This is a genomic window from Desulfobacter vibrioformis DSM 8776, assembly GCF_000745975.1.
GTDB classification, from domain to species: Bacteria; Desulfobacterota; Desulfobacteria; order Desulfobacterales; family Desulfobacteraceae; genus Desulfobacter; species Desulfobacter vibrioformis.
In genome coordinates, this window is record NZ_JQKJ01000002.1 from 113,225 (window position 1) to 125,916 (window position 12,692).

At 47.1% G+C, this 12,692-nt stretch carries 9 protein-coding genes; 4 read left to right on the forward strand and 5 right to left on the reverse strand.

From position 1 onward, the window contains the following. Positions 1-68: 68 nt before the first annotated feature. The 4 genes from Q366_RS02370 (at position 69) to Q366_RS02380 (ending at position 5,903) form a co-directional block, all read left to right on the forward strand. Positions 69-1,175 (forward strand): hypothetical protein, encoded by a 1,107-nt coding sequence (locus Q366_RS02370; protein WP_035235947.1) that lies wholly within the window; start codon positions 69-71, stop codon positions 1,173-1,175. A 2-nt stretch (positions 1,176-1,177) separates the two neighbouring features. Further along, entirely contained in the window at positions 1,178-4,318 is a 3,141-nt protein-coding gene (lanM, locus tag Q366_RS02375; RefSeq protein WP_156968088.1) for a type 2 lanthipeptide synthetase LanM, read from the forward strand. A gap of 324 nt (positions 4,319-4,642) precedes the next feature. Beyond that, complete coding sequence (locus Q366_RS22130) at positions 4,643-4,765, forward strand: hypothetical protein (RefSeq protein WP_281175458.1); 123 nt, start codon at positions 4,643-4,645, stop codon at positions 4,763-4,765. Positions 4,766-4,997: 232 nt separating this feature from the next. After that, the gene (locus Q366_RS02380) at positions 4,998-5,903 is read left to right on the forward strand and encodes an AEC family transporter (protein WP_035235951.1); all 906 of its coding nucleotides are present in this window, start codon (positions 4,998-5,000) and stop codon (positions 5,901-5,903) included. A gap of 162 nt (positions 5,904-6,065) precedes the next feature. Here the strand turns inward: Q366_RS02380 and bamJ are convergent, their stop codons facing one another. From bamJ to Q366_RS02410, 5 genes are all read right to left on the reverse strand, one after another. Beyond that, entirely contained in the window at positions 6,066-6,680 is a 615-nt protein-coding gene (bamJ, locus tag Q366_RS02385) for a BamJ family beta-barrel-assembly machinery protein (RefSeq protein WP_035235953.1), read from the reverse strand. Positions 6,681-6,970: 290 nt separating this feature from the next. Then, positions 6,971-8,098 (reverse strand): osmoprotectant NAGGN system M42 family peptidase, encoded by a 1,128-nt coding sequence (locus tag Q366_RS02395; RefSeq protein WP_035235957.1) that lies wholly within the window; start codon positions 8,096-8,098, stop codon positions 6,971-6,973. A gap of 4 nt (positions 8,099-8,102) precedes the next feature. Further along, complete coding sequence (gene ngg, locus Q366_RS02400) at positions 8,103-9,839, reverse strand: N-acetylglutaminylglutamine synthetase (protein WP_035235958.1); 1,737 nt, start codon at positions 9,837-9,839, stop codon at positions 8,103-8,105. 20 nt (positions 9,840-9,859) lie between these two features. Then, positions 9,860-11,632 (reverse strand): N-acetylglutaminylglutamine amidotransferase, encoded by a 1,773-nt coding sequence (locus Q366_RS02405; protein ID WP_035235960.1) that lies wholly within the window; start codon positions 11,630-11,632, stop codon positions 9,860-9,862. Positions 11,633-11,962: 330 nt separating this feature from the next. Next, entirely contained in the window at positions 11,963-12,679 is a 717-nt protein-coding gene (locus Q366_RS02410; protein ID WP_051957780.1) for an ATP-binding cassette domain-containing protein, read from the reverse strand. Positions 12,680-12,692: the final 13 nt, after the last annotated feature.

The window sequence follows — 12,692 nt, forward strand, 5'->3', positions numbered from 1 at the left end:
AAAAGAATCCTGAAATGCCGGTTGGAATGGCAGGACATACGCCTTTTTAAGGGCTGGAAGATATCGGTATGCTGAAATGGAATCTTTCAGATACAATTCATCTTCTGGAAAATAATCATTGCTTTCATATTTTTTCAAAGGAAAATTTTCAATTATTCAATGATGGTTTTTCTCGTTTTGAATCCTTAGCCTGCTATCGCTATATTTTTGAAACCTATTTAAAACGGCAGGAAAAATTCGCTGATGTCTCACTGTGTTTTGTCCGTTCGGAAAAAAAAAGATTCATCAAGGACTATCTGGAAATGGATCGGGCATTATCATTGAAGGACAATGAGATCTGGATAATGCTGTATCATTTTTTCCGCCTGTGGAATAAAGCAAAATCCATTGAGGATGAACACATTTTAAATATCTGGCTGGAATTTGATTTTAGCCGGTTGATGAAAACAAAACTGCCGGAGCCCTGTCTGTTTTTTTATCCGTTGAAAAATTTTAACCATGGCCAAGAAAAAAAGATCAGACAGATTGAGCAGCAATACAGCCGGTTGATTACTCCGATCCTGGAGAATTTTTCAGACAGCTATACCCGGCCTCCAATTAAAGATACGATTAAAAAATGTATCAGATATTCCTCTGCTGATGCGGCGTTTTTTCAAATTGGCGTCATGCTTGGAAGAGCAGACAGCCCCTTGAGAATTTGTCTGGAGCGGTTTTCCCCACAGGATGTTACAGCCTTATTGGAACATATGGAATGGGAAGGGGATTTTGATCAAATAGACAGCATACTGGAAATGGGCGTTGAATATATTAATCCTCATTTTGCCCTTGATATGGATGTTGGGACCCGGCTTCATAAAAAAATTGGTTTTGAGTTTTCCTTTAAGGAAAAATTCCTGAACCCCAATAAAATCGGCTCCTTTCTAAACCATCTTTGCGAAAGATCCTTGTGTACTGAGGAAAAAAAAGAGACGCTTCTAAACTGGACCGGTTATTCCTGGGAGAAAGATGGACAGGTGCTCATTGTTCGGACCATCAATCATTTTAAATTTGTGTATTCTGAAGATGATCCCATTGAAGTTAAAGCCTATCTTGGATTAACCGCCAATCCGGTCAGGGATAAATATTGGGCTGAATCCGCGAACTGCGGCGGTCTTCAGGCAGAGGCCCGGCGTTGAATTTGGACCGGAATCTGATATCAATCCTTGAACGCTGTGTTTTCCCGGATGAGTGGGAAAAATATCCCGACACTCAAATCAAAAGGGACCAAAAGGCCATACATGAGGTTAATACCTGTATTCACCGCTGGGAAAAGATATACCGGATTTTTTCGAGCCAGGCTGTTTTTGAAGAGCGGCTGAATAAAATCGGATTAAATCGTTCCGGTTTGTCCGATTATCTATCCTTGCGTTCTCTTATGACGGATAATCTGCCAAAGTGGGCCCTTTTCTTTCTTCAGGTAATGACGCATACCAGACCTGCGAATGAAAAAACAGGCTCACCCCTTAAGTTCACTGCTGAAAGATTAGTGAAATTTTCCGGGACTGAAAAGGATCTTTACGGTGTTAATCTCAATAAAACCCCTCTGTTTCCCCATTTTTTGAATGTTTTTATAGAAAAAGCCCTTAGCAGGCTGGCATCGGCCTATGATGTCGGCGATGGCGTCAGAGACATTTTATCGCGTTTTTTATTATTAATGCTGTCTGATATCGTGAGAAGATCAATCGCCTATGATGTCAAGGAATGTTCCCGCAAACAATTGTTAAAAGGTGAAACCCCGCACCGGCGGTATCAGTTCTACGCAACGAAAATATTGGGGACCAATAGAGGCCGGAAAGATTTTTTTAACCGTTATCCAATGGCCGCCAGATTATTATCTGTCAGATCATTGGGGATTATCAACAGTGTGGGTGAAATGCTGGGAAGGTTTCATAAAGACAGAAAGCGGATTATCGAATCAATATTCAATAAAAAAGAGACAGGACCATTAATCGCGATTTATCCCGGGCTTTCTGATTTTCATGGCCATAGCAGGTCGGTAATGCTGTTGGCATTTGCCTCGGGTCAGAAACTGGTTTATAAACCCCGCGGGTTTCAAACCGATGAGATCTTCAACATTTTTGTCGGCCTGATGAATACAAACAAAGATATGTTAAGCCTGAAGCCGCCCAGGTTTCTGGACGGCAGGGCCTATGGCTGGATGGAATATATTGAAAAAAAGCCGTGCCGGCATGATGACGATATCAGCAGATTTTACCAACGGCATGGCCAGCTCCTTTTTCTTATTCATTTAACGGCGGGATATGATTTTCATCATGACAACTTTATCCCCCATGGAGAGTGTCCCGTACCCGTTGATCTTGAAGGAATTTTCCGGGAAGAGGTTTTGCGGCTGTCCCCTGAATTTCACAATTGTCCCGACGCGTTTCTCCCCCTGGAACTTGCGCCCTTGAATTCAGGGAATCTGCCTTTGTGGTATAAAAATGAAAACGGCAGGGCGTTTGTAACCAGTGGTATCGGCGGGACCTGCAAACGAAAGATTAAAATCAGAAGGCCTGCATGGATCAATGTCGCAACGGACCAGTTGTCACTTGATTACAAAATGACGGAGATTGAATTTACCGATAACATGCCGGAACTCGATGGTGAAAAAATTGCTGTCACCCATTATGTTAAAGACGTAACAAGAGGTTACACAAATGCTTTTCGTTTCTTTTATGACAATAAGAAACAGATTGCGGACAGCATTAAAAGAAAAAGGGCTCTTTTCGAGTCAAAGACCAGGAAGGTAATCCGGGATACGAAACTATATCAAAAAATTCTGTTCTGGGCCCACAGCCCGGATCTTTTAAGTTCCGGAAGCGCTTTTTATGTGGCCCTGGAGAGGATCTGCCAATTCAATTTCAGCCCGGATCTATATGAATTCCTGGATCAGGAAAAGCAACACCTCAGAAATAATGATGTCCCCGTATTTTTCCAGCAAATAAATTTTGATGCTTTTCTTAAAAGATTAGAAAGCTTAGATACCGCTCGATTGGATTGGCATGTAAAACTGGTTGGCACCGCTTTAAAGATGACACAGATCAAACCTGGGGTTTCAGATCATTGCGGGGAAAAAGAGGCATGCTTTCTTGAAACAGCAAAACAAATAGCCGATTCAATCCTTAAAGTCTCTTTCACTACGGAGCAGGGAAATATGTGGCTTGACCTGAAACCTTCTGCCCCTGGGTCTGACTATTTACGCTATTGTATGTCCGATTTTTCGTTGTATCGGGGCGTTACCGGTGTTGCTGTCTTTCTGGCAAACCTTTTTTTTGTCACCAAAGATCTGAAGTATAAAACCTGTGCCCTGGGTTTTTTGAAATACGCGGAAAGTGTCCTGGGTTTTACAGATAAACATAAAATTCCCGTCAGGCGGTTTTCTGTTTTTCATGGATATTTTTCATTTATATACGCCTTGACTGAATGCGGCAGGCTTTTTGGGGATACAGGTCTTGTGGACACAGCCTTGCGGTACGCCTTGATGGTCAATGAGAATGATATTGTTAAAGAAAAGCGTATAGACTTCACTGACGGCCTTTCAGGTGTTTTGCTGTCTCTTTTGAAACTGTATGGTTTGACTGCGGATAAATCATTATTGAATCTGGCTGTCCTGATGGGAAACCATATTTTAACATTTCAAAATTTGCGAAAAGGCGGATTTCATATTACCCAGGTGAATAAAGAACTGGCCGGCATGGCACACGGGTCTTCGGGGATCGCTTACGCCTTGTTGAAATTATATGAAATCCGCCAGGATAAAATCTTTCTTAACGCCATTCAAAAAAGCCTGGAGTTTGAACGCAGTATTTTTTGCCCGTTTGAAAATGACTGGCCTGATTTACAAACCAGGGCGGGTAAAAAGACATTCATGACCGGATGGTGTTCCGGAGCCCCGGGGATCGGGCTTGAAAGGCTGGCGCTGCTGAATATTGCCGGTGGGGATAAGAGAATAAAAGAAGATATTGACCATGCTGTTCTAGCTGCCAAAAGGAATATGAATCATGATAAGTTCCATGCCTGCTGCGGAGACATGGGAAATATATATTTTCTAAATGAAGCGGGTAAAATCCTCAACAAAGAGGATTACCTCCGGTGTGCAAGACAAAGTGCCCAAAAAATCATCCGGTTTCATCAGGAGCATGGATACTGGAAACTGCTTTCCATCAATGAGGGAAATATCATACCCGGTCTGATGAATGGCGTATCCGGGCTTGGATTGACCCTGTTAAGGTTAGCAGAATTCCGGGATATCACACCATTTTTGACATTATACGGATGAAACAGACAATTATGCGCCGGCATCGGCGGCCTTGTTGGACAATTGATATTGCCGAAAAGAAATTGTATAACTCTGGTCGATGAAATTATAATGTATTTTAACAATGATAAGGGAAATACATATTGAATGATATATTTTACAACCACCACCCAGATGACATGCGGGTGGTCTCGAATTTCAAAAGGTTGATCCAACGGTACAAAGGAGACCCCGGATTCCGTAAAGCCGCGATAGAATCGCCCTCTAAACGATCGATTGCAACTGCTCAACGGCTTGCAGATTAACCTTGATTGTTTTGAAAACGCGGATCTGTGGCGACATATTATGGATGAGCGTCATTTTCTGGAATTGATGACCTGGACGGCATGGAAGAAAGGGTTTCATCGTCACCGGGAGCGATTGAAAGATGCGTGGATATGCCCCGGCAACCCGGGCCTGACGGCCTGACGCAAGCGGCACACCCAATGATCTGGCATATAAATGAGCAGTGATTCTGTTATGATATGCTATCACAACAAAGCATATGATGTCGAAAAAGCCTGTAACAACGAAAAGCAAAAAAGAAAAGCGAGGGGGGAGAAGACCCAAAGGTTCAAAAAAACAAGAACAACCGCAATGTTGAACTCTATGCGGAAATGACGCAGGTGCAGATCATGCTGCAAAAACTTGAGGAAAACGTATGTCCAACATAATACTGCTGATCGTTTGCCTGCTGGCCGGAACCATGCTTCGCAAAATTTCTCAATGCCCGGCAAATACACCAGACGCCCTTAACGGGTTCATTATTTATATCTCGTTACCATCCCTTGCATTATATCACATTCATACCTTGGCCATAACCCGTGAATTGATTTACACAGGGCTTATGGCCTGGATATTATTCGGTTTGGGTGCGGTTTTTTTCTATTTTGCAGGCAAAAAATTAAAATTCTCCCGGTCCACCATTGGTGCCCTTGTCCTGGTCGGGGGGCTTGGGAACACTTCTTTTGTGGGCCTTCCGATGATCCAGGCATACTATGGCAGCCAATGGCTGGGCGTGGGTGTTGTGGCAGATTTGGCAGGTTCTTTTTTTGTGTTGTCTACCTTGGGTATTTTTGCAGCGAGTCTGAGTTCTTCCGGTGCAGTGAACATTCGTAACATCTTTAACAAAATATTAACTTTTCCACCATTTCTGGCCTTGGTTGCCGCATTGCTCCTAAAACAGGTTCAATTTCCTGAGTGGTTTAATTTCACCCTGGTTCAGTTAGGCGGAACCCTCACGCCACTGGCTCTGGTGTCCGTAGGATTTCAATTACAGCTGGGCCTATTGAAAGGAGAGACCGCCCCCCTGGCCCTTGGGCTCTTCTATAAGTTGATTATGGGGCCAGCCATAATGACCTTGCTCTATGTGGGCATTTTAAAAAACAGCGGTACGGTTATACAGGTAACCATTTTTGAAGCTGCCATGGCACCCATGATTTCAGCCGGAATCGTGGCGTCTAATTACAAATTAAATCCTCCCTTGATCAGCCTGATGCTTGGAATCGGGATTCCTCTTTCTTTTCTGACGCTACCGGTTTGGTATTGGCTGTTGAAAGGAATTTAGAAAGAAAGCCCGGGGTTGATTTTAACATCGGCCAGCAAAAGGTGGCTATTGGCTCAGTATCCATAATTTTTGATGTAATATTAAATGGTTATCCCTGCGTCAACCGTTGTCCATAAAGCCGTGGCAGAAGTTAAAACCAAACCCTTTGTTTCCGATAAATCTCTATTTTATTGCAACAAGTTCAACCGTGAAAATCAATGTCGAATACGGTTCAATCGTTCCCCCACTGCCGGCTGATCCATAAGCAAGCTCAGACGGAATATACAGTTCATATGTTGATCCCTCAGCCATAAGCTGAAGCGCTTCCGTCCACCCTTTTATGACGCCATTGAGTGGAAAAGTTGTTGTTTGCCCACGTTTGTATGAACTGTCGAAGATTTTACCTTCAAGGGTCTTACCTTCATAATGCGTTTCAACGGTATCGGTAGCAGCGGGCTTTTTTCCGCTGCCTTCAATGATCACTTTATACTGAAGTCCGCTTTCAGTGGTTTTAACCCCTTCTTTTTTACTATTTTCTTCGAGAAATTTTTCTCCGGCTTCAATATTCTTTTTACCTGATTCCATCTGTTTTGCCTGTTTTTGGTCCTCCATTGCTCTTTGAAAATTTTGCATAATGTGCCGCATTTCACCAACAGGCATTGCCGATTCCTTACCGTTAAACGCCTCAATAAATGAATCTGCAAAAATTTTAGGATCAATTTCAAATCCCTGTCTTTTAAAATCGCCACCAACACTTTGTCCAAGAACATAACTAACCTTGTCTAAATCAACTTTCATTTTAATTCCTTATAGATTCTTTTTGATAAAAATTCGATTATATATACACAAAAAGCGACCAGGTTGCATTAAGTAAAAATTCTGCCCTGCGTCTCGGCAGGGCTCGCCCGGGATATACAGGGGCTCAACACCCTGAATACCGGAAAAAGGGAAGATCGGAAAAACCTCTTTGGCCTGGGAAAAAAGATATTGAAAAAAGGCGCGGTTCTGACCACCGAGGATATTCCGGCCATCAAAACCATGCTTGGAAGCTGCGGACAGTAGAGTCATACCCCCAAAAGGCAACATAATCAGGTTTCAATATTAATGGGATCACGGGTGGGCTGGTGGGGAAAACCGGTAATTGAGCCCATTTCATCTTTATCCCGGTTAAAGGTGGGAGCGCTCTGAACATAAGCAAGAATGAGGCTTTCAACCTGTTTCAGACTGCTGATATGGGTGCGTTCGTACCCGTGGGAAGCATCCACGCCAAACCCCACCAAAGCAGTTCTGATGTCACTGCCTGCTTCAATGGCCGAGGCGGCATCTGACCGGTAAAATTCAAACAGGTCTTTATTAAATGATATGTCGTTTTTCCGGCATAGATCGGCAAGTTTTCGGTTCAGATGGTAGTCAAAGGGGCCGGACTGATCCATCATCACCAGGGTGGCATCATACTCGGTGGAGTTCTGCCCGGGCGCGGTCATGGCTGAATCAATGACGATCATTTCCGTGATATCGTTATGCAGTACTTCCGTGGCCCCCAGGCCCACCTCCTCATTAATGGTGAACAATAGATGGCAATCCACGGGCAGCACAATACCGGACCCGCAAATGGTCCGGGCCACGGATAACAGCACGGCGGCCCCGGCCTTGTCATCCAGGTGGCGGGCATTGATATAGCCTTCCTGGTCATCAATTTCCGGACAAGGGTCCACGGCAATGAAGTCGCCCGGGCAAAAGCCTTTGGCTTCAAGGTCTGCTTTGTTATGGCACCGGGCATCCACCCGGACCTCAATCTGGTCCCACGAGACCGGCTGGGTGTCCACGGCATCCCCGTACACATGGCCGGAAGCCTTTAAGGGAAGCACCCGGCCTCTATATTCCCGGCCTTCGGTGAACACGGTCACGCGCGCCCCTTCGGCAAACCGGCTGGACCATGTGCCAATGGGCCGGATGGCCAGTCGGCCGTTGGACTTCAAGCGGCTGACCATGGCCCCCAGGGTGTCGAGATGGACACATACCGCCCGGTCCAGGGCACTGCCTTTGCCGGAAAGTGTGGCCCGGATGGCGCCGCGCCGGGTGACATTATACGGGATATCCAGGGCATCAAGCTCATTGCACACATAGTGGACGATCTGGTCGGTATACCCGGACGGACTCGGGATCTGGAGCATGGAAATCAACTGATTCAACAGGTAGGCATTACTATTTTTCATGGCATTATTCCGTTACAGTTTCTGGAAATAAAAAATCGATAAACCGCTGGGCCGTGGGCTGGGGTTCATGGTTGGCAAGGCCCGGACGTTCGTTGGCCTCAATAAAAGCGTAGTCGTCTCCGCTGATGTCGGGCACCATGAAATCAAGACCTGTGACCGGGATATCCAGTGCCTGGCTTACGGTCACGGCCGCCTGTTTCAAAGCAGGCGAGATCTCATCGGTCACATCATGGATGGTCCCGCCGGTATGGAGATTGGCTGTTTTGCGCACCACCACAGTGCGGCCGTTTTCAAGGACGGTTTCATAATCCAGCCCCTCTTTGTTCAGGCAACGAAGGGTTTCTGCATCATCAGGGATACAACTTTCCCCGCCGGTGGCCGCCATTCGCCGCCTGTTGTGTTTGTCGATCAGTTCACGGATGGTATGGCTGCCCGTACCGCTAATGGCCGGGGGTTTTCGCACGGCAGCTGCCACAACATCGTGGTTGATCACAATAATTCTTAGATCCTCCCCTTTAACATAGGTCTCAATGAGAATGTCCGAGCAAATCTCACCGGCACTTTCTATGGCAGTTTCAAGTTCATCAGGCTCACTGATATCCACACTGATACCGGCGCCCTGCTCTCCTCTGGCCGGTTTGACCACCACCCTGCCCTGCTGCTGCATAAACGTCATGGAGGTGGGCATATCTTTATGCCGGATCTGGGCCGGGGTGCGGATGCCGGCCCGGACCACAAGATTCCGGGTCAATCGCTTGTCATCGCACTTGGTCATGGCAACAGCAGATGTCATCTCAGACAAAGATTCCCGGCAGGTGATTGAACGGCTGCCCAGACTCAAATCAAAAAGGCCGTATGCCTCATCAATGACATCCACTATAATGCCGCGCTTTTTTGCCTCGTCGGCAATGAGCCTGGCATAGGGATTCATCTGCTGCACCGCATCGTGATCCGGTACATACAAGGTCTGGTTGATGGAATTTTTACGCTTGATGCAGAACACCGGCACCCGCTGGAACCCCAGCTTTTCGTACAAAGGAATGGCGACTTGGTTATCGTGCATGACGCTGGCATCAATAAAGGTCCGGCCTTTGGTGAAATAGTGGGACGCCAGATGACGCACCAGGCGCGTGCCCACCCCCGGGACCCCGGCCTGGGGATCCACGGCCAGGGACCACAGGCTGCATCCGTTTTCAGGGTCATCAAACGCCGCAACATGGTCAACGCCTGTAATGGTGCCCACCACCTGGCCGCTGTCAGCCAGCTTGGCCACAAGGTAGGTACGAAGCTTTGTGGCCCGTTTATCCAGAAGGAAATCAGGGTGGGCCCCTTTCATGTGGCATTTGGCATAAATCCGGTTGACCTGGTCGGCCTCCTGCGGGGTGGACAGGCGCTGGATGGTGATTACCCGGCTGTCTTCCGTATTGTTGCAGCGGTGATCATAGTGCCATAAACGAAAGGTATGGGAAGGGTCTATAAACAGCTTATCCGGGGCCATGGAAATGATCACATGGGGATCAATGACGTACATGGCAATATCCCTTGTGTCCCGGCCGTGGGAACACATGGCAGTTACCATGCCTTCATTATTCTCAAAGGTATGGCCGAACACCAGGCGGCCCCAACCCATTTCGGCAAAGGCATTGGGCTGCATCCTGCGGGTGGCGGGATTTTCTATCCTTTCCCAGTTCCGTAAAGACTGGCCATATCCCTTTTTTATTCTGTGACTGTGTTTGTTCATCTTTAATCCTCCAGGTCTTTTTAAATCTTGTGTTCCTGCAGCCAGAATTCCAAAAGCGCAACCTGCCAGAGCTTTGAGCCCCGCAACGGAGTGATGTGCGTATCAGGGGCTGACAGCAGAGAATTGATGTAGAAATCCTGGATGATTTTCCGGTTTTTGCAGGCCGGGCTTTCAACAATTTTTTTTATAAAATCATAATATTCGCCCCGGATGTATTTCAGGGCCGGCACCGGGAAATACCCCTTGGGCCGGTCTATGACTTTAGAAGGAATGATATCCCTGGCTGCCTCTTTGAGGATATGCTTGCCCCCGTGGCTGATTTTAAACCCAGGCGGGATTTTAGCGGCCAGTTCCACCAGTTCATGGTCCAGAAAGGGTACCCGGGCTTCCAGACTTGCGGCCATGGTCATGTTATCCACCCGTTTGACCGGGTCATCCACCAGCATGACCGTGGCATCCATACGCAGGGCCTTATCCACAGCCGTCCGGGCCCCGGGCAGGGAAAACTGCTGTTCAATGAATTCACGGCTGAAGTCTTTATCCCGAAATTCCTTATGAACAATGTCGCAAAACTCCTGGTGGGAACGGTCGCAGAATACCTTTGCATAATCAGCGGCCGGATTCCGGCTCTCCATCATGGGCGGATACCAGTGATAGCCGCCAAATATCTCGTCTGCTCCCTGGCCGCTTTGAACCACTTTAACGTGTTTGGCCACTTCTTTGCTTAAAAGAAAAAAGCCTATGCAGTCATGGGAGACCATGGGTTCGCTCATCGCCTGGACACAGTCGGACAGATTTGGCAGTACCTGGCAGGCATCAGCCTGGATTTTGTGATGGTCAGTACCGAAATGCCGGGCAATAATATCGGAATATTCAAACTCATCACCCTTTTCCTTGCCCACAGTTTCAAATCCAATGGAAAAAGTTTTAATATCCCGTTGTCCGGCATGGGCCAGCAATCCCACAATCAGGCTTGAATCCAGCCCGCCGGACAGCAGGACCCCCACGGGCACATCTGCCACCAGACGGCGTTTGACAGCCTTCATCAAGGTATCGGACAGCAGGCGCCTCCAGTCTTCGAAGTCATAGCGCTCTTCTTCGCTGTCCCGGCGAAAATCAAGGGACCAGTAGGGTTGCTCCACGGCTGCACCGTTGCTTTTCACCATCATGGTGGATCCGGGTCCAAGTTTGTTCACCCCCTGGATCAGGGTGTAGGGGGCAGGCACCACGGCATGGAAGTGCATGTAATAGTGCAATGCCCTGGGCGAAATCTCTTTTTTGATCCCGCCGGCTTCAAGCAGAGCCGGCAAAGAGGAGGCAAAGACAAGGCGTTGGTCTGTTTTATGGTAATACAACGGCTTAATGCCCAGCCGGTCCCTGGCCATAAATACCGTGCCGTCGCGCTGGTCATAAATGACAAACGCGAACATGCCGTTAAATTTTTCCACACAGGACTCACCCCAGCAGTGATAGGCTTTAAGGATCGTTTCCGTATCTCCTTGGGATGAAAACGTATATCCGGATTGTATCAGGCTTTCACGAAGCGCTTTGTAGTTGTAAATGGCGCCGTTGAATACCAGCACCAGGCCTAATTTTTCATCCACAAAAGGCTGGTTGGAGGCATCGGAAAGATCAATGATCTTCAAACGCCGGTGACCCAATCCGATCCCCCCGTTTCTGTAGATAGCCCCATGCTCCGGCCCCCGCCGGGCCATTTTCTCATTCATTCTTGCGATTGTTTCATTGTTGGCGGCCATACCGTCAAACACCAATTCACCACAAATACCACACATAAAAATCATCCATTCATGATTGGTTTAAAATTAAAAATAAATGTCATTGGAAATATGTTGATCGTTCCCGGCCCTTATTGTCAGGCAAAGGCAGGGCGCCCTTGGAAAAAATCAAATTTGTAAAAAGAACACATCTGAGTTTATATCGTGTTCTAAGCAAAAAGTCAATCAGGATAACTTTTATCTACTTGAAAGTATAACGAAATAAAACTCTAATAAATTTTATTCGATATATTATAGTTTGTTCTCTATATATTAAGAAGGCACGATTATACGCGATTTTTCATACGTGATTTTTCATACGTGATTTTCAACCCGGAAAATTTGAAATTAAACCGCAAAGGGTTCCTGGAAAAAATTTGTGAAAAGCTCCCGGGGTATCTGGGGATCAGCCTCTTTCACCGGGTCGGCATCCTGGCCGGACAGCCGCAGATGCCCTTTTTCCATAACCAGTATCCGGTCTCCCAGATCCCGGGCCTCCTGCAGGTCGTGGGTCACAAATAACGTGGTCAGGCAGAACTGCCGCTGGACCCGTTTAAATTCCAACCGCAGATACTGTGCAGTTTGGTAATCCAGATGAGACAAGGGCTCATCCAGGAGCAAAAGATCAGGTTTGCACGCCATGGCCCTGGCCATGGCCACCCGTTGTTTTTCGCCGCCGCTGATCTGGCCCGGATAGCTTTTTGACAGATCTGTTATCCGAAACAAGTCAAGAAGGGTATCAATTTCTTCGATAACCTGCTTTTTCTTAAGCTTTCTGGCCTGCATGGCGATTTTAAGATTCTCAAACACAGTCATGTGAGGGAAAAGATAGAGATCCTGGAACAGATAGCCGATCCTGCGGCGGTGGGACGGCAGGGTATGAACAGCCCTGCCGCCCAGAAAAATCTGTCCGGTATGGGGCATAAAACCTGCAAGGATATTCAGCAGCGTGGATTTTCCGGCGCCGGACGGCCCGATCAGCACCATCAGTTCGCCTTTTTTAATCCCGAGGTAGTCAACGTTGACATACCGGGACCCAAGATTATTGATAACCAGACACCCCATGCCATACCTCCTT

Excerpts from the sequence above, each read along its gene's own strand:
- Q366_RS02395 (WP_035235957.1), bottom strand. The coding sequence starts at position 8,098 with ATGAAAAATAGTAATGCCTACCTGTTGAATCAGTTGATTTCCATGCTC.
- bamJ (WP_035235953.1), bottom strand. The coding sequence starts at position 6,680 with ATGAAAGTTGATTTAGACAAGGTTAGTTATGTTCTTGGACAAAGTGTT.
- Q366_RS02370 (WP_035235947.1), top strand. The coding sequence starts at position 69 with ATGCTGAAATGGAATCTTTCAGATACAATTCATCTTCTGGAAAATAAT.
- Q366_RS02410 (WP_051957780.1), bottom strand. The coding sequence starts at position 12,679 with ATGGGGTGTCTGGTTATCAATAATCTTGGGTCCCGGTATGTCAACGTT.
- Q366_RS02380 (WP_035235951.1), top strand. The coding sequence starts at position 4,998 with ATGTCCAACATAATACTGCTGATCGTTTGCCTGCTGGCCGGAACCATG.
- Q366_RS02405 (WP_035235960.1), bottom strand. The coding sequence starts at position 11,632 with ATGTGTGGTATTTGTGGTGAATTGGTGTTTGACGGTATGGCCGCCAAC.
- Q366_RS22130 (WP_281175458.1), top strand. The coding sequence starts at position 4,643 with ATGGATGAGCGTCATTTTCTGGAATTGATGACCTGGACGGCATGGAAG.
- ngg (WP_035235958.1), bottom strand. The coding sequence starts at position 9,839 with ATGAACAAACACAGTCACAGAATAAAAAAGGGATATGGCCAGTCTTTA.